Below are 18,805 nucleotides of genomic sequence, written 5' to 3'. Positions count from 1 at the left end.
CAACCGTACAGACGCCAGCCCACTACGGACGAGGGGGCGCGAGATGACAGCATCCCGATCAGCGGACGGATTTCCCCCCGGCGGCACCGAGGTGAGCCCCGAGCAGCGGATGCCGCTGTGGGGTGACGGCCGGGTGGCCGCGGCCAACTCCGGCATCGAACCACTCGGTGTCGACCCGGAGGAGTTGACCGAGGAGGACCTCATCCGCGAGATGGAGAGCCTGCACCGGACCCGGTTGGACACCCTGCGGCACGCCACCGACTCGGCGCTCGCCACCCACCTGCGGCGTACCGCGGAACTGGAGACCGAGTACCTGGCCCGGCACCCCGGTCGGGAGGTCGACCCGACCCGGCTCCGGGAGGTCTGATGGTCTACGCCGAGCGGGGGATCTCCGCACCGCCAGAGGTGGTCTTCAACACCGCTACCGACCCGGACCGGAGTGCCGCCTGGCTGCCCGAGCCGCTGCGATCCGCCGTACGCGACGGGGACTCGGACGGGCTGCGGGCCCGCTGGCGTTCGCGCGACACGGACTGGACGGCGGAGCTGAAGGTGACCCCGCAGGACACCGGCGGCACCCGGGCCGGGCTGGACCTGTCCGGTGCGGGCCAACCCGACCGGCTGGCCGACGAAGCGCTGGCGAACCTGGCCCGAGAGGTGGCCGACAACCTCCAGGCCGGCTGACCGGCCGAATGAAACAGCTAGAGCGTGATCAGAAGGAGTCCGGGTGAGCTTGCTGAAACAGAAGGTGAACAGGCTGCGCCAGGCGTACGCCCCGCACGAGCATCGCCCGTTGGGCGGGTACCTGGCCGCCATGGGCACCTACGCCGGGGCGGCGGGAGCGATCGCCGCCCTGGTCAGGGCGACCGGACGGACCGTGCCGGAGCGGCCGGCCACCTCCGATGTGGTGCTCCTGTCGATCGCCACCCACAAACTCAGCCGGTTGCTGTCCAAGGACGCCGTGACCAGTCCCCTGCGGGCCCCCTTCACCCGCTACGACCATCCGATCGGCAGCGGGGAGGTGATGGAGCAGGTACGCGACTCCGGCAGCTCCACCCGGCACGCGATCGGCGAACTGCTCAGCTGCCCCTTCTGCCTGGCCGTCTGGGTGGCCACCGGGTTCACCGGGGGTCTGGTGCTGGCCCCCCGACTGACCCGGCTCGTCGCCACCGCCCTGACCGCGGTGGCCGCCTCCGACTTCCTCCAGATGGGGTACGCGATGGCCCAGCAGGGCGCGGAAGGGCGGCACCACGCCGAGCAGGAATGAGCCGTACCGCGAAGAACAGCCGCCGGCCCGGTGATCCGTCCGGGCCGGCGGTGTCTGGGTGCGAAGGGCGGTCAGCGCTGCATTCCCGACCAGCCGCGGGGGGACTCCGGTTCCCGCTCGTCCTCGTCGGCGCCGGTCAGGATGTCGTCGTCGACCGCGGTGGTCTCATGTTCGTTGGCGAAATCCACCTCGGGCAGGGTGTCCCTGCCCTTCGGGGGTTGGGCCAGGGCGGGCATCTCGTCGTCGTGTTGGTCCTCGGCGGGCTGCGACATCACGGTCCTCTCCTGGTCGCCACTGGGTCGGCTGAGGGGGTCGGCCGGTGCGGGGGGTCAGCCCGCCGAGCCGCCCAGCAGGTCGGTCACCTCGTCGACCGCGTACTCGCCCTGGGGTAGCGCGTTCAGCCGGGCCAGCAGCTGTGCGGGCAGCTCCGCCGCGAGCGCGCGGCGGTAGATGTCCACCTGGCTGATCCGCTCCTGACCGTGGTAGAGCTCGTCGAGCAACTCCTCCAGGGGGCGGGTGTCCACCGTCTCGACCTCGATCTCGTCCGGCACCGCGGCCAGGGAGCCCGGCAGGTCGGTGGTGGGCGGGTCGATCGCGGCGGTGTCGACCACCGGCACGTCGGCCAGTACGGCCTCCGGCAGGCGGGCCTGCGTCGTCGGCGCGGTGGGTGCCCCGGTCACGGGTACGTCGTCGGTCACCTCGGTGAGCTACCCGCGCCCCCTGCCCCCAAACACCCGTCCCGTCCCGCCCGGGCACACCGCCCCCGCCCCGGCTCGGTCGGCCAGAAGCGGGGAGGGGCGTGCGGGGGTGTCGTCGTCAGGCGGGGGTGGTCAGGACGTGCGGGTCCGCGCTGGGGCGGGTGGCCCGGCGGGCGCGTACCGCGGCGGCGAGTTCGGTGAGCACCTCGTCGGTGGTGTCCCAGCCGATGCAGGCGTCCGTGATCGACTGGCCGTAGGTCAGTTCCCGGGTGGGGTCGAGGTCCTGGCGGCCGGGGACCAGGAAACTCTCCAGCATGATTCCGACGATGCCCCGCTGACCGGCGGCGATCTGCCCGGCCACGTCGGCGACCACGGCCGGCTGGTTGCGGTGGTCCTTGCCGCTGTTGGCGTGGCTGGCGTCCACCACCAGCCGCTCGGGCAGGCCGGCGGCGCGCAGCAGGTCCAGGGCCCCGGCCACCGAGGCGGCGTCGTAGTTGGGTCGCCCGCCGCCGCCGCGCAGCACCAGGTGACCGTCCGCGTTGCCCCGGGTGTGCATGATCGCCGGGGTGCCGGAGACGTCGATGCCGGGGAAGACGTGGGGCACCCCGGCCGCCCGGATCGCGTCCACCGCGGTGGCGATGCTGCCGTCGGGACGGTTCTTCATGCCGATCGGCATGGACAGCCCGGAGGCCAGCTGCCGGTGCACCTGGCTCTCCACCGTGCGGGCGCCGATCGCCCCCCAGGCCACCGTGTCGGCGATGTACTGCGGGGTGATCGGGTCGAGGAACTCGCAGCCGACCGGAAGGCCGAGGCGAACCACGTCGAGCAGGAGGGCCCGGGCCAGCCGGAGGCCGGAGTTGACATCCCCGGAGCCGTCCAGGCCGGGGTCGTTGATCAGGCCCTTCCAGCCGACCGTGGAGCGCGGCTTCTCGAAGTAGACCCGCATCACCACTAACAGGTCCTCGGAGAGGCGGTCGGCCGCCGTACGCAGCCGGTGGGCGTACTCCAGGGCGGCGGCGGGGTCGTGCACCGAGCAGGGGCCGACCACCACGAGCAGGCGGTCGTCGACGCGGTCGAGGACCTGGGCGGTGGCGCGTCGGCCGGCGACCACGGCCGTGGTCAGCTCCTCGTCCAGGGGGAGTTCGTGGTGCAGCAGCGCCGGGGTGGTCAGCGGTACGACATGGTCGATCCGCTGATCGATGACGCGACGGTTTTCCGGGGTCGTCACGGTGGGCATCCTTTCGCCGACCGCACCCGGTGCCGGGACCCGGGACGAGCCGGCTGCTCGTAGGCAAAAGGGCAGGAAATCCATTCCTGCCCGGCCGGCTCGAAAACGGTGACGTCAGATCATGGTGAGGTCACCGGCTTACGAGCCGGCTGCCTAAACCATCGATACGACCGCGTCACGGTGCCAAGCCTACCCGACGGTGGGTGAGCGCTCACCCACCGGTCGGCAAAGCCTTCCCTCGAAGTTTACCTGCGTCGATGGAGCCCTCGGTAACTTCGCCGACACCGAACGCCGCAATCTGGAGGTATCCGATGGACGCCCTAGCCCGGACGAGATCGTGGCACGAGTGGGGAGCGGGGGTGGGGGGTATGGGAGCAGTCATGAGTGACGCGAAGAGCGATCAGGAGCGAATCGAGTCCCGAGCCCACCTGCTGCCCGAGGAGGCGGCCGCCGGCAGCGAGGATCCCGAGGCCCAGGCCGACGCGATCCTGACCGAGTCCGACATCCGGGAGGACAACCCGGCAGCCGCCCCGGACACCGTGCTGGAACGGCGTACCTCGGAGCAGACGGTGACCCCGATCGAGCCTCCCGACTGAGCCGAACCTGCGGTGGGGCGCGGCACGCCCGCGTCCCGACCGCACCGGTCGGCGTAGATCGGATAGCGTCGGAGCCATGCCCGACAGCGGTTACCCCTGGCCCATCTCCACGACCCGACTCGACAACGGCCTACGTGTGGTGGTCAGCGAGGACCGCACCGCACCCGCGGTCGCGGTCAACCTCTGGTACGACGTCGGCTCCCGCCACGAGCCGACCGGACAGACCGGTTTCGCCCACCTGTTCGAGCACCTGATGTTCGAGGGCTCGGTGAATGTCGCGAAGACCGAGCACATGAAGCTGGTGCAGGGGGCGGGCGGTTCGCTCAACGCCACCACCAATCCGGATCGGACGAACTACTTCGAGACCGTCCCGGCCGAGCACCTGGAGTTGGCGCTCTGGCTGGAGGCCGACCGGATGGGCGGTCTGGTGCCGGCCCTGACCCAGGAGACGCTGGACAACCAGCGGGAAGTGGTCAAGAACGAGCGCCGGCAACGCTACGAGAACGTGCCCTACGGCGACGCGTGGCTGCGGCTGCTGCCGCTGCTCTATCCGCCGGGGCATCCGTACCATCACGCCACCATCGGCTCGATGGCCGACCTGAACGCCGCCGACCTGGCCACCTTCCAGGCCTTCCACCAGACCTACTACGCACCGAACAACGCGGTGCTGACCGTGGTCGGTGACACCACGGTGGACGAGGTGGTCCGGCTGGCCGAGAAGTACTTCGGCGGCCTGGAGCCCCGGGTGGAGATCCCCCCGGCCCCGGACGGCCGCACCGTGCCGGCCACCGGGGTTCCGGCGGTCGAGGAGGTGGTCACCGAGGTGCCGGCACCCCGGGTGTACGTGGCACACCGGACCCACCCCTTCGGCAGCCCCGGCTACGACGTGGTGACCGTGCTGGCCACCGTCCTCGGCAGCGGTCGGGGCAGCCGGCTCTACCAGCGGCTGGCCGACGGCGAACGGATCGCCCAACCGGACCTGGTCGGGGCGTACGGGGTGGATCTGGCGCACGCCCCGGCACCCCTGATCGCCACCGTCACCGCCCGCCCCGGGATCGGCAGCGAGCGGCTGACCGAGGGGCTGACCCAGGTGGTCGACGAACTGGCCACCGTGCCGGTGACCCCCACCGAACTGGAGCGCGCCAAGGCGTTGCTGACCACCTCCTGGTGGCGGCAGATGTCGACTGTGGATGGTCGGGCGGACGTGCTGGGCCGCTACGCCACCCAGTTCGGCGACCCGGCCACCGCGGCCGAGCGGCTGCCGGCCTGGCAGGCGGTCACCGCCGAGCAGATCGCCGAGGTGGCCGCCGAGGTGCTGACCGCCGACGACCGGGTCACCCTGATCTACCGCCCCGAGGAGAAGCTGTGAGCGCCAGCAGTGAGCGGCGCGGCCCGGTGGGGCGCCGCGACCTGGCACCAGCGAGCCCCGCAGTCGCTAACGAAAGGTTGGCCCAGTGACTCTGATCGCCGAACGTCCCGGTCCGGGCGCGGCTCGTCCGTACCGGTTCCCGCAGGTGGTCCGTCGGACCGTGGCCGGCGGTCAGGTGATCGCCGCGCATCTGCCCGGGCAGAACCTGGCCGTGGCGGTGCTGCTGCTGGACGCGGGAGCGGGCCGGGAGCCGGTCGGCAAGGAGGGGCTGGGCGGGGTGCTGTCCAAGGCCCTGGAGGAGGGCACGAGTCAGCGGGACGCCACCGCGTACGCCCTGGCCATCGAGGCCCTGGGCACCGAACTGGTGACCGGGCTGGACTGGGACAGCTTCCAGGTCAGTGTGCAGGTCCCGGTGGAGCGGCTGGGCGCGGCCGTGGAACTGCTCGCCGAGGCGGTGCGTACCCCGAAGTTGGACCCGGACGATGTGCGGCGGGTCCGGGACGACGAGGCGACGGCGTTGCGGATGGACTGGGCCAACCCCGGCCCGCGCGCCGACGCGGTGCTGCGCGCCGACCTGTTCGGCATCGACAACCGGTTGGGCCGGCCCTTGTACGGGGACCCGGACTCGGTGGCCGCCCTGGACGTCGAGGACGTCACCGTCTTCCACTCGGAGTGGTTCATCCGCCCCGGCACCCTGGTGGTCGCCGGTGACCTGGACCGGATCGACCTGGACGCCCTGGCCGCGACCGCCTTCGCCGGCACCGGGGGTGGGCCGGTGGACCGGGGTGGGCCGATCGAGGTCCCGGTGCGTACCGGTCGTCGGATCATCCTGGTGGACCGACCGGGGTCGGTGCAGTCGACCCTGCGCCTGGGCCACCCCGGGCCCCACCGGGGGCACCCGGACCATGTGCCGATCGTGCTGGCCGGCACGGTGCTCGGTGGCGCCTTCACCTCCCGGCTGAATCACCTGATCCGGGAGGTACGGGGCTACACGTACGGCATCCGGGGTGATTTCGCCTCCTCCCGCCGCTACGGCCGGTTCGCGGTCAGCTCCGGGGTGCAGACCGCGGTCACCGCGCCCGCCCTGGTGGAGTCGGTCGGGGAGATCGCCCGCACCCAGGCCGGTGGGGTGACCGAGGACGAGCTGGCGGTGGCCCGGTCCTGGCGGGCCGGGCAGCTGTCGGTGGAGTTGCAGAGCCCTCGGGCGATCGCCGGGGCCCTGACCACCCTGGCGGTGCACGACCTGCCGGACGACTACCACGCCCGGCTGCGTCAGGCCCTGCTCGACGCCGACGTGGCGCAGGTGTCGGCGGCCGCCGCCACCCACCTGTACCCGGAGGCGCTGACCCTGGTGGTGGAGGGGGACGCCGCCCTCATCCGGGACGAACTGGTGGCCACCGGGCTGGGGGAGGTGATCGACCACGCGTCGGCGTAGCCGATGTGATGTCGGTCGCCGATGGGTGGGAAAGCGTTCCCAGCCGCCCTGCCTGGCTGGGTAGCCTCGCGGGCATGAGGATCGGCATTGTGGGGGCCACCGGCCAGGTCGGTGGCGTTATGCGGCAGGTGTTGGCGGATCGGGAGTTCCCGGCGGAGCAGGTGCGGCTTTTCGCCTCGGCCCGCTCGGTCGGGCGCACCCTGCCGTGGCGGGGCGGGGAGGTGGCCGTCGAGGACGCGGCCACCTCGGACTACTCGGGGCTGGACATCGTCCTCTTCTCGGCCGGTAAGGGCACCGCCACGGAGCTGGCCCCCCGGGTCGCCGCGGCCGGTGCGGTCGTCATCGACAACTCCTCGGCCTTCCGGACGGACCCGCAGGTGCCGCTGGTCGTCGCCGAGGTCAACCCGCACGCCATCGCCGTACGCCCCAAGGGCATCATCGCCAACCCGAACTGCACCACCATGGCCGCGATGCCGGTGCTGCGTCCGCTACACGAGGAGGCGGAGCTGGTCAGCCTGGTCGTCTCCACCTACCAGGCGGTCTCCGGTGCCGGCCTGGCCGGCGTCGCCGAGCTGGACGAGCAGGTCCGCAAGGTGGCCGAGGGCGCTACCGGCCTGACCTACGACGGTGCCGCAGTGGAGTTCCCCGCGCCGCGTTCGTTCGCCCGCCCGATCGCCTTCAACGTGCTGCCGCTCGCCGGTTCGATCGTCGAGGACGGTTCGGCGGAGACCGACGAGGAGCAGAAGCTGCGCAACGAGAGCCGCCGGATCCTGGAGATCCCCGGCCTGAAGGTCTCCGGCACCTGTGTCCGGGTGCCGGTCTTCACCGGGCACTCGCTGCAGATCAACGCCCGGTTCGCCCGGCCGATCAGCCCGCAGCGCGCCGCCGAGCTGCTCGACGGCGCCCCCGGTGTGGCGCTCAGCGAGGTACCCACCCCGTTGCAGGCGGCCGGGCAGGACCCGACCTTCGTGGGCCGGATCCGGGCCGACGAGACCGTCGAGCACGGTTTGGCGCTGTTCTGCTCCAACGACAACCTGCGCAAGGGTGCCGCCCTCAACGCCGTGCAGATCGCCGAGCTGGTCGCCGCCGAACTCTAGCCTTCCCCCGGCCCCGGCCAGGTGCGTTACTGGTCGGGGCCCTCGGGTAGACGCATGGTCGCCCCTACACCGAGAGGGAGGCACCATGACAACGGTCGGAGAGTTCATGACCACCCGGTTGGTGACCATGGACGGCAACGACACCCTTGTCGCGGCCGCCCAGGAGATGCGTGACGCTGCGATCGGCGACGTGGTGGTGACCGATGGCGACAACGTGATCGGCATCATCACGGACCGGGACATCACGATCCGGGCGGTGGCCGAGAACCTGGACCCGAACACCACCCGGCTGCACCAGCTCACCACCAAGGACGTGATCACGGTCAGCCAGTACGACAACGTGATCTCCGCCGCCGACCTGATGCGTACCTACGCCATCCGGCGGCTACCGGTGGTCGAGGACGACCGGCTGATCGGTCTGGTGTCCATGGGTGACCTGGCCGTCGAGCGGGAACCCCAGTCCGTGCTGGCCGACATCAGCGCCGACGACCCGAACAACTGACTCCGTACGCCCGTAGGCCGGCTCCCCGATCTTCCGGGGGGCCGGCTTCCGGCTGTCTCACCCCGGGGGTCGGGTGTGCCTCACCCGATTCGGGCTAGATTGCCCGTCCACCAGCCGGGGACCCTGCTGCGACGGTGCGGGCAGGTCGCCGCGGGACCTGCGCCGCCCGCACGGACTCCGGACCTGCCGACCGGGAGGGAGAGGCCCGATGGGGGAAGCGACCGTGCGGTTCTTCGAGGAACTCGACCAGCAGGGGTACGATCCCCTGCTGGCGAAGCTCTCCGGAACCGTGCGCCTGGACCTGCACGAGGGGCCCCAGACCACGCACTGGCTGATTCGGATCGACCGGGGTCAGGTGCGGATCAGCCGGGAGGACATGGCGGCGGACACGGTGGTCGGCACCAGCCCGGAACTGTTCGATGACATGGTCCTCGGACGGGAGAACGGGCTGGCCGCGTTGCTGCGGGGAGACATGACCATCACCGGTGACGCCCGCCTGGTCGTGCAACTGGATCGGATCCTCCCCGGGCCTGCGGACAGCCGGGGACCGCGTCGCTACCGGAAGGAGAGGCCCTGATGGTGCGGAGCAACACCGTGCGGATCCTGGACGGCAACACCTTCGTGGTGTCCGAGACCACCGGGGACATCGAGGCGAACCCGACCGAGCCGACCGGGCTCTTCTCCATCGACACCCGGTTCCTGTCCAAGTGGCTGCTCACCGTCAACGGCGAGCGGCTCAACGCTCTCTCCTACGACGACCTCCAGTACTACGAGTCGCGTTTCTTCCTGGTGCCGGGGATGGCCACCCACTATGTCGACGCCAAGTTGTCGATCATCAGGGAGCGAGTTGTCGGGGGCAGCTTCCGGGAGAGCATCACCATCCTCAACCATGACGAGAAGGCGGTCGATCTGGAGGTCCGGATGGAGGCCGCCGCCGACTTCGCGGACCTGTTCGAGGTCAAGGACGAGATCCTGAACAAGAAGGGCGAGACGTACGCCGAGGTGGGCCTGGACCGGTTGCGGCTGGGCTACCGGCGGGGCAACTTCCGGCGAGAGACCGTCATCTGCTCCTCCGAGCCGGCGACCTACGACCGCGACGGCTTCGCCTACCGGCTGCACCTGGAGCCGAACGAGCAGTGGAGCACAAGCATCGACGTGCGCACCCACGCCCTCGGTCCCGGCGGCCGGGACCTGCGGTTCGGGCTGCGGGTGCACGACACCGAGCGGCTGGCCCTGCACCACGATCTCCAGGAGTGGATCGCCAAGGCCCCCAAGGTCAACAGCGAGCACGGTCAGGTCGCCGCCACCTACCAGCGGTGCCTGGTGGACCTGGCCGCGTTGCGGTTCACCCCGCTGTCGCTCGGCGGGCAGACCCTGCCCGCCGCCGGCCTGCCCTGGTTCATGACCATGTTCGGCCGGGACAGCATCCTGACCTGCCTGCAGACCCTGCCGTTCACGCCGGAGCTGAGCGTGACCACCCTGCGGATCCTGGCCTCCCTGCAGGGGTCCCGATTCGACGACTTCCGGGAGGAGGACCCGGGCCGGATCCTGCACGAGATGCGCTACGGCGAGAGCGCGGCGTTCGAGGAACAGCCCCACTCGCCGTACTACGGATCGGTGGACGCCACCCCCCTGTTCGTGGTGCTGCTCGACGAGTACGAGCGGTGGAGCGGCGACGTGGCGCTGGTCCGGGAGTTGGAGCAGGAATGTCGTCGGGCGGTGCGGTGGATCGACGAGTGCGCCGACCTGGTCGGCAACGGCTACATCTGGTACGAGCGGCGCAACACCGAAACCGGCCTGGAGAACCAGTGCTGGAAGGACTCCTGGGATTCCATCTCGTACGCCGACGGCACCCTGCCCCCCTTTCCCCGGGCCACCTGCGAGGTGCAGGGCTACGCGTACGACGCGAAGCTGCGCGCGGCCCGCCTGGCCCGCCTGTTCTGGGACGACCCGGAGTACGCGGAGCAGTTGGAGCGGGAGGCCGGTGAGCTGAAGGAGCGGTTCAACCGGGACTGGTGGGTGGCCGACGGGGGCTACTACGCCCTGGCCCTGGACCCGGACGGCCGGCAGTGCGACGTGCTCAGCTCCAACATCGGGCACCTGCTGTGGAGCGGCATCGTCGCCGAGGAGCGGGCCGCACAGGTGGCCGCGCACCTGGTGGGTGACCGGCTCTTCACCGGCTGGGGGGTGCGGACCCTGGCCGAAGGGGAGGTCCGGTACAACCCCATCGGCTATCACAACGGCACGGTGTGGCCCTTCGACACCTCCTTCTGCGCCTGGGGCCTGCGCCGCTACGGCTTCGTGGAGGAGGCCGCCACCCTGGCCAGCGGGATCCTGGACGCCGCCCGCTACTTCGACGGCCGGTTGCCGGAGGCCTTCGGCGGCTATCCGCGTGAGCAGACCAAGTTCCCGGTGGAGTACCCCACGGCGTGCAGCCCGCAGGCCTGGTCGACCGGGGCCCCGCTGCTGCTGCTGCGCACCATGCTGGGCCTGGAGCCGCACGACGGGCACCTGACGGTGGAGCCGCGGCTGCCGGTGGGCATGGGCCGGATCGAGGTGCTGGACATCCCGGGGCGCTGGGGGCGGGTGGACGCCTTTGCCCGTGGCCGCCTTGACCTGCACAGACTCGCCGACTGAGGGCTCGGCGAGTCTGCCTGGTCGGGCTCCACTGCGCCCGACCCTGGTCCCTACCCGCGCGTAACCTACTGGTTGTAAAGTTGGCGCATGCCGGAACTCGTGTATCCGCCCGTGATCGCCGCCGCCAAGACCATGTTCCGGGTGCTCGATCTACGACTGAACGTGGAAGGAAGTCACCATGTGCCCCGTACCGGCGGGGCGGTCATGGCCAGCAACCACGTCAGCTACCTGGACTTCATCTTCTGCGGGCTGGGTGCCCTGGATTCTCGGCGGCTGGTCCGCTTCATGGCCAAGGAGTCCGTGTTTCGGCACCGGGTGTCCGGCCCGCTGATGCGCGGCATGCGACACATTCCGGTGGACCGGGGCGCCGGTGCCGAGTCGTACGCCGCCGCCCTCACCGCCCTGCGCGCCGGCGAGGTGGTCGGCGTCTTCCCGGAGGCGACCATCAGCCGATCCTTCACCGTCAAGGAACTCAAGAGCGGTGCCACCCGGCTGGCCGGCGAGGCGGGGGTCCCCCTGCTGCCGGTGGCGCTGTGGGGCACTCAGCGGCTGTGGACCAAGGGCCGCCCCCGCACCCTCACCCGCCGGCACACCCCGATCACCATCCTGGTCGGCGAACCCCTGGAACCGGCCGACTATCCGGACCCCACCGCGATGAACGCCGACCTGAAGATCCGGTTGTCGGAGCTGGTCGACCGGGCCCAGCGGGAGTACCCGGACCAGCCGGCCGACCCCGAGGACCGGTGGTGGCTGCCGGCCCACCTCGGCGGCACCGCGCCGACCCCGGAGCAGGCCACCGCCCTGGACACCGCCGAGCGCCAGACCCGGACGCGCTGACCGCCTCCGGCGGCCCTACCGGTGGCCGGAGGCCGCGTCGTACCGCATCGGGTAGGTGCTGCGGGGGCGGTAGTAGTCGTCCCGGGAGCGGAACTCGACCGGCAGTGACCCGGGCAGGATCACCCGCGGCTGACCGGGGTGGGGCGAGACCAGGGCGTGCCGGGACAGCGCGTCCCGCTCCGGCGGGGACAGGTCCACCAGTTCGGGACGGGTCAACCGGAAGGTGGCGACCGCCCGGCGGATCTCCTGGCTCAACCGCTCGATCTGCGGGCCCGGCCCGATCAGGGCCAGCGCCGGCTGCTGGATGGTGCGCAGCGCGTCGCAGACCACCAGCAGCCGGGCCGCCGAGCCCGCACCGGTGCTCGACAACTCCAGCCGGGACGGCCACTGCCAGCGGATCTGCCCGCTGATCAGGGTCGAGGCCCCCCGGCGTGGCCGGGCGCCGACGACGGCCATACGCGGGGTGCTGCCGACGTACACCAGCCGGTGGTCGGTGACGGTCACGGTGACCGCCTCAGGCAGCGCCCAGGTCCGCCGGGCCTCGGTGGGGCCGAGCAGATGGCCGGCCACCTTCACCTGGTGCCGGGCGAGCACCCACTCGTCCTGGGCCGGCACCAGCTCGTGGCGCCGGTCCAGGGTCGGGCTGGTGTCGTCCGTGGCGTCGAAGCGGTGCGGCGCGACGAAGAAGGGGGACGCGTCATCGTGCATCCTGACGAACCTCCGGTGCAGACGGCATCTGCGCATCAGCCTCGCCCAGTGCCACCTGCGGTGTCATGACGCCCGTTAGGGGGTCGGCCACTCGGTCGACGCCTGCGACCGGTAGATGCCGATCTCCTCCGGTCGGATGAGACCGTCCTCGATCGCCCGGGCCAGCAGGGCCGCCTTAGTGGCCGCCGGCCTACCCATCCGGCTGTATTTGATCCGCGCCCGGTCGACGTACTGCTTGACGGTGTGCTCGCTGATCCGCATCCGTCGCGCGACCGAGGCCTTGGACATCGACTGGAACCACAGCAGCAGCGCCTCACGTTCCTTGTCCGACAACACCGGTCGGCCCGGCCGTGAGTCGCCGACCATCGCCCCGGCCAGTGCGGGCGCCACGTACGGGCGGTCGCTGGCCGCGGCCAGCACGGTAGCCACACAGTGCTGCCGTCCCTCGTGCTTGGCGAGGAAGGCCACCGCTCCGGCGTCCAGTGCGGCGAGCATGGTCGGCGGATCCGAGTGCTCCGAGTAGACCACCACCCGTCGGCCGGTGGCGCTGAGCTCGGCCAGCTTGTCCAGCACCAGGCGGCCGTGCAGCCGCAGGTCGAGCAGGACGACATCGGCATGGGGGGCGGCCCGCAGCACCGCGTCGGGATCGTCGCCGGTGGCCAGTACGGTCAGCCGCGGCTCGATGGCCAGCCAGGCGCGGATGCCGTCGATGACCACGGGGTGGTCGTCGACGATCGCCACCCCGACCGGCCGCCCCGGCGTCAACGACGCCAGCGGGTCTGCGTCCATCTGATCTCCCCGTCCCGTTCGTAGAGGTGCTCCACCTGCTCGTCGTCCTGCTCCGGTGCCGGCCCGGCGGTGTCCGGGCCGGGCCGGTCCGGGACGACCAGGCTGACCACCACCTCCTCCGGCCCGGCGACGATGGTCAACCGCGCCCAGTCCCGCTCGTCGGCGAGGGTGCTGGTGAGCGGTTCGGCCAGCCGACGACGAACCTGCACCGGAAGTGCTGGTGGTGTACCGATTGTGACAAGATCGATCGACAGGCCCTCGCGCTCGGCCAGGTCGGCTGCCGCCCGCAGTTCGTGCAGCAGCGGATGGGGCACGTCGTCGGATTCGACGATCAGCCGCCGCAGCCGGGCCGCCGCCCGCACGCAGCGGCGCTGGACCTGCGGGTCGGAGGGATCCGCCCGCCCCTGGGCCAACTCGGTCAACACCTCGGTGGCGGCCTCGCTGGCCACGGCCAGCCGATCGTGCCGTTCCCTGCGGGCCTGCTCGGCGGCCTCCCGTTCGGCCAGCATCACATTGGCCGCGGCGGCGTTGGCCGCCCGGTCCCGGGAGAGCAGCCCGAGCGCCCGAGCCCCGGCGAAGACCGCCACCGGCAGCGACGAGGTGCCGTAGAGCGCCATAGCGGCGCGAGCCAGGTCGGCCGCCCCGGTGGCGTCGTACCAGACGACCGCGCCCAGCGCGGTGACCCCGTGCGCGGCCAGCAGGGCGAGCAGCCACCGCACCGGCCGGCCCCAGAGCACCACCAGGAAGAACCAGGCCAGGGTGCCCCAGACCCAGTTGGCCGGGCCGAACAGGTGCGCGCGTCCCACCGCGGCGAACACCGCCACGTCGACCGCCAGCAGCAGCCCGGCCAGCGGCGGCAGCGGCAACGGGTTGTCCCGCAACAGCCGCACCCCGGCCAGCAGCCCGACGGCCCCCACCAGCACCCATCCGCCGAGCACCACCTGGGGTGCGGCCAGTTCCGCACGGGTGCCCAACACGGCGGGCAAGGCGATCGTCAGGTGCCAGACCAGCGCGATGGTGACGGCCACGATCCGGGCACCCCGGTCGGAGATGCGGGCCACCGCAGCCGCCGCCTGCCCCACCCCGACCTTCACCGCCGTGGTCGCCGCCCTGCCGTCGTACGCGCCGGCGGTCGGCATGACGGCAGCGGAGAGGCGGACGGCCTCCGGGTCAGCCGACATCGGACCACTCCAGCCGGATCCGGGTGCCCTGTCCGGGGGCGGAGTCCACCTCGGCCCGACCGTCGATGCTGGCCATCCGGCCGATGATGGACTCGCGCAGCCCGTACCGGTGGGCGGGGACGGTGGCCGGGTCGAAGCCCGGACCCTCGTCGCGTACCTCGACCATCACCTGGCCGGCGCGGCTGCGCAGGCGCAGCGTGGTGGCGGCACCGGGGGCGTGCCGGGCCGCGTTGGCCAGCGCCGCGTGGGCGCTCTCCGCGATCACCTCGGCGACCGCGGCCGGGAGGGTGCACGGCGGCAGGTCCGCGTTGACCGGCAGGCTCGGCAGGCGGGCGAGAACCTCCCGCAGCCGTTCGTCCAGCCGCCGGGTGGCGTCCGCCGGCACCGACCGGGCCTCGGCCAGGGCGGCCAGGGTACGCAGGTCGGCGGCGCACCGCTCGCGCAGCGCCGTCGAGGGGCCGGTGACCACCCCCTGTCCGACCATGGTCAAGGTGGCCAGGACGGTGTCGTGCAGGTCCCGGTTCTGCTGGCGTTCCGCCTCCCGGGCGTTACGGGCGACCAGTGCGGCCCGGGAGGCGCGCTGGGCGGCCACGAAGTCGGTGTCCGCCCGTGCCATCCGGCGGCGCATCACCGCAGTCAACATCGCGGTGATGGCGGTCTGGGCCAGCAGGGTGGCCGCGTGGGCCCGCGCCTCGGTGGGATTGCCGGCCGCCTGGGCGCCGGTCGCGTAGGCCACGGTGACCAGCAACCCCGCCGGGATCGACCAGCGGGCCGGAGCGGTGGCCTGGGTGTTGATCACAGTGCCGCTGGCCAGCACCGCGATCCAACTGGCCTCTCCGGGCAGCACCTCCGGCGCGACGAGCACCGGGATGGCCAGGCAGGCGGCCACGGTGAGCGCGACTTCCCCGACGATCAGGGGTGCGCCGACGCCGTGGTGCCAGGCGCGGGCGGCGTACCAGATCGACCAGGCGGTCAGCACCGCCACCGCCGGCACGAGCAGGTCGGTGTGCACCGGTGGGGTACGCACGGCGAGGGCCACCACCGCACAGACCAGCCCGCAGGTGAGTCGCAGCAGTGCCGGTAACCGGGTGAAGACGAAGGCGAAGGCCCCGGTCGCCGGAGGATCGACTGTGGAGGGCGGTGCGGTCAGTGGGGCCAGTGCCGGCATCGGGTGAAGGCGTCCTTCGCGACAAACGACCCGATCCGGGTACGCGCTGAGAAATCGACGTCGGAGAATAACATAATGCGACCGTGGGAGTGCCGTTCGGCTTCGGCGGCGGAGTGTCGAACCCGCGCGTCAGGAGGCGACCCGCCGCAGGTTGTTGATCGTGGCCTCGGTTCGCGGGCAGCCCGCACCTGACGTAATATGCATTGATCAATCTCGATGTGTCAGGGGGTGGCATGAAGATCCGACTAGCAGTCGGAACCGCACTCACCGCCGGTCTGGTGGCCGGCAGTGTCGGCCTCGCCGGGCTGGCCGGTGCGGTCCCGGGTGCCGAAGGTCCGTCCGCCGCAGTCGCCGCCGGGGCGCCGGCCGCGCTCGCCGTCGGCGATTTCGACTTCTCCCGGCCGGAAACGGTCGCCACCGGGCTCCAGGTGCCCTGGGGGATGGACTTCCTCCCGGACGGTAGCGCGTTGGTGGCCCAACGTCCCACCGGGCAGATCGTCCGGGTGCGGCCGGGTCAGCAGCCCGAGGCGGTCGTCCAGATCTCCGGGGTGAGTGCCACGAGCGAGGGGGGCCTGCTGGGCCTGGCGGTCTCCCCGACCTACGCCCAGGACGGCTGGATCTACGTCTACTTCACCACCGCGACCGACAACCGGATCTCCCGCTTCCGGTTGACCGCCCCGCAGACCCAGCAGCCCATCCTCACCGGGCTGAGCCGGGCCTCGATCCACAACGGCGGCCGGATCGCCTTCGGGCCGGACGGCATGCTCTACGTCGGGGTCGGTGACGCCGGACAGACCGCCACCGCGCAGAACCCGCAGAGCCGCAACGGCAAGATCCTGCGGATCCGACCGGACGGCACGGTGCCGCCGGACAACCCGATCGCGGGCTCGCCGGTCTACAGCCTCGGCCACCGGCACGTACAGGGGCTGGCCTGGGACGCCCAGGGACGCCTGTACGCCACCGAGTTCGGCCAGAACACCTGGGACGAGGTCAACCTGATCGTGGCGGGCGGCAACTACGGCTGGCCCACCGTCGAGGGGCGGGCCGGCGACCCCCGCTTCCGGGACCCACTGATCACCTGGACCCCCGCCGAGGCCTCACCGAGCGGCGCCACCATCGCCGGAGACCGGCTCTTCGTGGCCGCCCTGCGCGGCAACCGGCTGTGGAACGTGCCGCTGACCGGATCCGGGTCGGTGGGCACCCCGACCGCGGAACTGCTCGGCACCTACGGTCGACTGCGGACGGTCGAATACGGCCCGGACGGCTGGCTCTGGGTCACCACCAGCAACCGCGACGGCCGGGGCACCCCGGCGGCAAGTGACGACCGGATCCTGCGCTTCCCGCCCCGGGACACCACCCCGCCGCCCACCACGCCCCCGCCGACGTCGCCTCCGCCCACCACCCCGCCGCCGACCACGCCTCCGCCGACCACCCCGCCGCCCACCTCCGGGCCGGCGGCCTGCACGGTGAGTTGGACGGTCAACCAGTGGAACACCGGCTTCACCGCCGAGGTACGGGTCACCAACCGGGGCGCCGCCCTCAACGGTTGGACCCTGACCTGGTCCTTCACCGGTAACCAGCAGGTCACCGGAGGATGGAACGCCGAGATCACCCAGTCCGGGCGTACCGTGACCGCACGCAATGCCGGATGGAACGCCGCCCTGCCGACGAACGGCACGGCGAGCTTCGGCTTCCAGGCCACCTACTCCGGCACCAACAACCCGCCCAACGACTTCCGGCTCAACGGCACGACCTGTCAGGTCGGCTGACCACCAGCGATCCTCGACGTACCCTGGTGCGGCCCAGCCCGCCACCGCCCGGTCGGCGGTGCGGGCCGGGCCGCACCTTGTTGCCCACCCCGGACAGTCGATGTGACGGCGGTCACGCCGAATCGGGACCCGAAGCCGGTACGCCGGTCGTCTTACCGGTTGTGAAAGCAGGCATGGACGCGGCTGACGAGGGAGAACTCGTACGTCGGATCGCCCGGGGAGATCGGCGGGCGTTCGACGAGCTCTACCGGCGTACCGCGCCGTGGCTGGAGGTGCGCCTCCGCCGCCGGTGCGCCGATCCCGACCTGGTCGCCGAGGTGTTGCAGGACACCTACCTGACCGTGTGGCGGGCCGCGGGCAGCTTCGCCGGCCGCGGGGGCGGCGGGGCGCGGGGCAGCGCGGTGGGCTGGCTGTGGACCATCGCCGCCCACCACCTGGTCGACGCCTTCCGCCGCCGGGCCCGCCGGGCCCAGCGGCCGCAGGTACCCCTCATGCCGGCCACCGCCCCCGCGGCGGAGGACGAGGTGATGGCCGCCCGGGTCGGGCAGGAACTGGAACAGGCCCTGCTCGCCCTGCCGGCCGAGGTACGTGCCGCCCTGCGGGCCACCGTCCTCGACGGACTCTCCTCCCGTGAGGCGTCGGTGCTGCTGGGGGTACCGGAGAACACCGTCAAATCCCGGGTCCGCCGAGCGCGGATCGCCCTGCGGGAGGCCCTGTCATGAGCACCCACGTCTCCCTGTCACAGCTCGACCGGTACGCCGCCGGGGATCCCGCCCTCGACGAACCCAGCGTCTGGGCGATCGAGGTGCACCTGGAGGAGTGCGCGGACTGCCGGGCCCGGTTGGCCGGTAGCACCACCGGCGACAGCCGGGCGGTGATCGAGCGGGTCGCGGCCGGCCTGGCCCGGGAGATCGCCGCGTCACCGGCTCCGGACACCCGTACCCGACCCTGGTCGGTGCTGCGGCACCGGTGGCTGGTCGGCACCCTGGCGCCCTGGCTGGCGATGACCGCCGCGGTGATCGCCTGCGCCGCCCTGCTCAGCGGGCTGCGGACCGGGCTGCCCTCCCTGGTGCTGCTGATCGCACCGCTGGCCCCGCTGCCCGGGGTGGCGGTCGCCTGGCACCGCCGGGCCGATCCGGCCTGGGAAGTGGTCGCCGCCACACCCGCCGCCGGCCTGATCACCCTGCTGCGGCGTACCGCTGTGGTGTTGGCCTTCGTCATTCCCGGGCTCGCTCTCGTCGGTGCCGGGACCGGGGTGTCGTTGGCGCTGATCCTGCTGCCCTGCCTGGCCTTCACGGTCGCCACCCTCCTGCTGGGAACCCTCGTCGGGGTACGGCGAGCCGCGATCGGGCTGATCCTGACCTGGACGGTCGTCGTGGTCGCACCCAGCCTGGCCACCGCCCGGATACCGGTGCTTCTGGAACCGGAAAGCGCCACCGTGTGGGCGCTGGCCACGGCGGTCCTGACCGTCGGCGCGATCCTCCGGGTCAACGGATTCCGGCGGCTGTCCCACCACGACTAGGGCCG

Annotated in this window: 21 protein-coding genes; 14 read left to right on the top strand and 7 right to left on the bottom strand. The window is 72.0% G+C overall.

The annotated features are described in order from the left end of the window. Positions 1–43: 43 nt before the first annotated feature. Genes ACGFIK_RS22620 through ACGFIK_RS22610 form a run of 3 tightly spaced genes read left to right on the top strand, consistent with a single transcriptional unit; the run spans position 44 to position 1,264 of the window. The gene (locus ACGFIK_RS22620; protein ID WP_393341186.1) at positions 44–367 is read left to right on the top strand and encodes a DUF6158 family protein; all 324 of its coding nucleotides are present in this window, start codon (positions 44–46) and stop codon (positions 365–367) included. Continuing rightward, positions 367–681: an SRPBCC family protein gene (locus ACGFIK_RS22615; RefSeq protein WP_327024402.1), complete on the top strand. Its 315-nt coding sequence runs from the start codon at positions 367–369 to the stop codon at positions 679–681. The genes ACGFIK_RS22620 and ACGFIK_RS22615 overlap by 1 nt, the downstream gene beginning before the upstream one ends. A 43-nt stretch (positions 682–724) precedes the next feature. After that, positions 725–1,264 carry a DUF1360 domain-containing protein gene (locus ACGFIK_RS22610; protein WP_327024403.1) on the top strand — a complete coding sequence of 180 codons (540 nt, stop codon included), beginning with the start codon at positions 725–727 and terminating at the stop codon, positions 1,262–1,264. A gap of 71 nt (positions 1,265–1,335) precedes the next feature. Here the strand turns inward: ACGFIK_RS22610 and ACGFIK_RS22605 are convergent, their stop codons facing one another. The 3 genes from ACGFIK_RS22605 to ACGFIK_RS22595 form a co-directional block, all read right to left on the bottom strand. Continuing rightward, positions 1,336–1,536 (bottom strand): hypothetical protein, encoded by a 201-nt coding sequence (locus ACGFIK_RS22605; RefSeq protein ID WP_327027457.1) that lies wholly within the window; start codon positions 1,534–1,536, stop codon positions 1,336–1,338. 57 nt (positions 1,537–1,593) lie between these two features. After that, positions 1,594–1,824, bottom strand: coding sequence for a hypothetical protein (locus ACGFIK_RS22600; RefSeq protein ID WP_393341267.1), 231 nt, complete (start codon positions 1,822–1,824; stop codon positions 1,594–1,596). A gap of 256 nt (positions 1,825–2,080) precedes the next feature. Continuing rightward, positions 2,081–3,199, bottom strand: a complete 1,119-nt coding sequence (locus ACGFIK_RS22595; RefSeq protein ID WP_327024404.1) for a 3-deoxy-7-phosphoheptulonate synthase — start codon at positions 3,197–3,199, stop codon at positions 2,081–2,083. A 371-nt stretch (positions 3,200–3,570) separates the two neighbouring features. On the opposite strand from ACGFIK_RS22595, the gene ACGFIK_RS22590 reads away from it, so the two are divergent. The 8 genes from ACGFIK_RS22590 to ACGFIK_RS22555 all read left to right on the top strand — a co-directional run bounded on the left by ACGFIK_RS22590 (position 3,571) and on the right by ACGFIK_RS22555 (position 11,663). Then, the gene (locus tag ACGFIK_RS22590; RefSeq protein WP_327024405.1) at positions 3,571–3,786 is read left to right on the top strand and encodes a hypothetical protein; all 216 of its coding nucleotides are present in this window, start codon (positions 3,571–3,573) and stop codon (positions 3,784–3,786) included. Between the two features lie 76 nt (positions 3,787–3,862). Then, positions 3,863–5,155: a M16 family metallopeptidase gene (locus ACGFIK_RS22585; RefSeq protein ID WP_393341182.1), complete on the top strand. Its 1,293-nt coding sequence runs from the start codon at positions 3,863–3,865 to the stop codon at positions 5,153–5,155. An 85-nt stretch (positions 5,156–5,240) separates the two neighbouring features. Further along, positions 5,241–6,590, top strand: coding sequence for a M16 family metallopeptidase (locus ACGFIK_RS22580; RefSeq protein ID WP_393341179.1), 1,350 nt, complete (start codon positions 5,241–5,243; stop codon positions 6,588–6,590). Between the two features lie 74 nt (positions 6,591–6,664). Beyond that, positions 6,665–7,687: an aspartate-semialdehyde dehydrogenase gene (locus ACGFIK_RS22575; protein WP_327024409.1), complete on the top strand. Its 1,023-nt coding sequence runs from the start codon at positions 6,665–6,667 to the stop codon at positions 7,685–7,687. Positions 7,688–7,772: 85 nt separating this feature from the next. Beyond that, positions 7,773–8,189 (top strand): CBS domain-containing protein, encoded by a 417-nt coding sequence (locus ACGFIK_RS22570; protein ID WP_327024411.1) that lies wholly within the window; start codon positions 7,773–7,775, stop codon positions 8,187–8,189. 208 nt (positions 8,190–8,397) lie between these two features. Further along, positions 8,398–8,766: an SCP2 sterol-binding domain-containing protein gene (locus tag ACGFIK_RS22565; protein ID WP_393341176.1), complete on the top strand. Its 369-nt coding sequence runs from the start codon at positions 8,398–8,400 to the stop codon at positions 8,764–8,766. A 2-nt stretch (positions 8,767–8,768) separates the two neighbouring features. After that, positions 8,769–10,826, top strand: coding sequence for a glycogen debranching N-terminal domain-containing protein (locus ACGFIK_RS22560; protein WP_393341265.1), 2,058 nt, complete (start codon positions 8,769–8,771; stop codon positions 10,824–10,826). An 87-nt stretch (positions 10,827–10,913) separates the two neighbouring features. After that, positions 10,914–11,663, top strand: coding sequence for a lysophospholipid acyltransferase family protein (locus ACGFIK_RS22555; RefSeq protein WP_327024413.1), 750 nt, complete (start codon positions 10,914–10,916; stop codon positions 11,661–11,663). A 15-nt stretch (positions 11,664–11,678) separates the two neighbouring features. On the opposite strand, the gene ACGFIK_RS22550 is transcribed toward ACGFIK_RS22555, so the two are convergent. From ACGFIK_RS22550 to ACGFIK_RS22535, 4 genes are all read right to left on the bottom strand, one after another. Further along, positions 11,679–12,371, bottom strand: coding sequence for a hypothetical protein (locus ACGFIK_RS22550; RefSeq protein ID WP_393341172.1), 693 nt, complete (start codon positions 12,369–12,371; stop codon positions 11,679–11,681). Positions 12,372–12,446: 75 nt separating this feature from the next. Beyond that, positions 12,447–13,160 (bottom strand): response regulator transcription factor, encoded by a 714-nt coding sequence (locus tag ACGFIK_RS22545; protein ID WP_327024415.1) that lies wholly within the window; start codon positions 13,158–13,160, stop codon positions 12,447–12,449. Next, on the bottom strand, positions 13,133–14,341 hold the full coding sequence (locus ACGFIK_RS22540; RefSeq protein WP_393341169.1) for a hypothetical protein: 1,209 nt from the start codon (positions 14,339–14,341) through the stop codon (positions 13,133–13,135). Before ACGFIK_RS22540 ends, ACGFIK_RS22545 begins: the two co-directional genes overlap by 28 nt. Beyond that, the gene (locus tag ACGFIK_RS22535; protein WP_393341166.1) at positions 14,331–15,509 is read right to left on the bottom strand and encodes a sensor histidine kinase; all 1,179 of its coding nucleotides are present in this window, start codon (positions 15,507–15,509) and stop codon (positions 14,331–14,333) included. The genes ACGFIK_RS22540 and ACGFIK_RS22535 overlap by 11 nt, the downstream gene beginning before the upstream one ends. Before the next feature lie 233 nt (positions 15,510–15,742). Between ACGFIK_RS22535 and ACGFIK_RS22530 the strand changes: the two genes are divergently transcribed. From ACGFIK_RS22530 to ACGFIK_RS22520, 3 genes are all read left to right on the top strand, one after another. Continuing rightward, positions 15,743–17,278 carry a PQQ-dependent sugar dehydrogenase gene (locus ACGFIK_RS22530; protein ID WP_327024418.1) on the top strand — a complete coding sequence of 512 codons (1,536 nt, stop codon included), beginning with the start codon at positions 15,743–15,745 and terminating at the stop codon, positions 17,276–17,278. Between the two features lie 173 nt (positions 17,279–17,451). Then, positions 17,452–18,000: an RNA polymerase sigma factor gene (locus tag ACGFIK_RS22525; RefSeq protein WP_327024419.1), complete on the top strand. Its 549-nt coding sequence runs from the start codon at positions 17,452–17,454 to the stop codon at positions 17,998–18,000. Then, positions 17,997–18,800 (top strand): hypothetical protein, encoded by an 804-nt coding sequence (locus ACGFIK_RS22520; RefSeq protein WP_327024420.1) that lies wholly within the window; start codon positions 17,997–17,999, stop codon positions 18,798–18,800. The genes ACGFIK_RS22525 and ACGFIK_RS22520 overlap by 4 nt, the downstream gene beginning before the upstream one ends. Positions 18,801–18,805: the final 5 nt, after the last annotated feature.

This window comes from Micromonospora sp. NPDC048871, from assembly GCF_043198155.1.
In the GTDB taxonomy this organism is placed as follows: Bacteria; Actinomycetota; Actinomycetes; order Mycobacteriales; family Micromonosporaceae; genus Micromonospora.
The sequence above is the reverse complement of the archived record's forward strand: the minus strand, read 5'-3'. Positions and strand labels throughout refer to the sequence as shown.

Bases quoted from the DNA above. Each gene is read 5' to 3' on its own strand.
- ACGFIK_RS22530 (WP_327024418.1), top strand. From the start codon at position 15,743: ATGAAGATCCGACTAGCAGTCGGAACCGCACTCACCGCCGGTCTGGTG.
- ACGFIK_RS22620 (WP_393341186.1), top strand. From the start codon at position 44: ATGACAGCATCCCGATCAGCGGACGGATTTCCCCCCGGCGGCACCGAG.
- ACGFIK_RS22595 (WP_327024404.1), bottom strand. From the start codon at position 3,199: ATGCCCACCGTGACGACCCCGGAAAACCGTCGCGTCATCGATCAGCGG.
- ACGFIK_RS22535 (WP_393341166.1), bottom strand. From the start codon at position 15,509: ATGCCGGCACTGGCCCCACTGACCGCACCGCCCTCCACAGTCGATCCT.
- ACGFIK_RS22545 (WP_327024415.1), bottom strand. From the start codon at position 13,160: ATGGACGCAGACCCGCTGGCGTCGTTGACGCCGGGGCGGCCGGTCGGG.
- ACGFIK_RS22590 (WP_327024405.1), top strand. From the start codon at position 3,571: ATGAGTGACGCGAAGAGCGATCAGGAGCGAATCGAGTCCCGAGCCCAC.
- ACGFIK_RS22570 (WP_327024411.1), top strand. From the start codon at position 7,773: ATGACAACGGTCGGAGAGTTCATGACCACCCGGTTGGTGACCATGGAC.
- ACGFIK_RS22605 (WP_327027457.1), bottom strand. From the start codon at position 1,536: ATGTCGCAGCCCGCCGAGGACCAACACGACGACGAGATGCCCGCCCTG.
- ACGFIK_RS22565 (WP_393341176.1), top strand. From the start codon at position 8,398: ATGGGGGAAGCGACCGTGCGGTTCTTCGAGGAACTCGACCAGCAGGGG.
- ACGFIK_RS22585 (WP_393341182.1), top strand. From the start codon at position 3,863: ATGCCCGACAGCGGTTACCCCTGGCCCATCTCCACGACCCGACTCGAC.
- ACGFIK_RS22550 (WP_393341172.1), bottom strand. From the start codon at position 12,371: ATGCACGATGACGCGTCCCCCTTCTTCGTCGCGCCGCACCGCTTCGAC.
- ACGFIK_RS22520 (WP_327024420.1), top strand. From the start codon at position 17,997: ATGAGCACCCACGTCTCCCTGTCACAGCTCGACCGGTACGCCGCCGGG.
- ACGFIK_RS22525 (WP_327024419.1), top strand. From the start codon at position 17,452: ATGGACGCGGCTGACGAGGGAGAACTCGTACGTCGGATCGCCCGGGGA.
- ACGFIK_RS22555 (WP_327024413.1), top strand. From the start codon at position 10,914: ATGCCGGAACTCGTGTATCCGCCCGTGATCGCCGCCGCCAAGACCATG.
- ACGFIK_RS22540 (WP_393341169.1), bottom strand. From the start codon at position 14,341: ATGTCGGCTGACCCGGAGGCCGTCCGCCTCTCCGCTGCCGTCATGCCG.
- ACGFIK_RS22575 (WP_327024409.1), top strand. From the start codon at position 6,665: ATGAGGATCGGCATTGTGGGGGCCACCGGCCAGGTCGGTGGCGTTATG.
- ACGFIK_RS22615 (WP_327024402.1), top strand. From the start codon at position 367: ATGGTCTACGCCGAGCGGGGGATCTCCGCACCGCCAGAGGTGGTCTTC.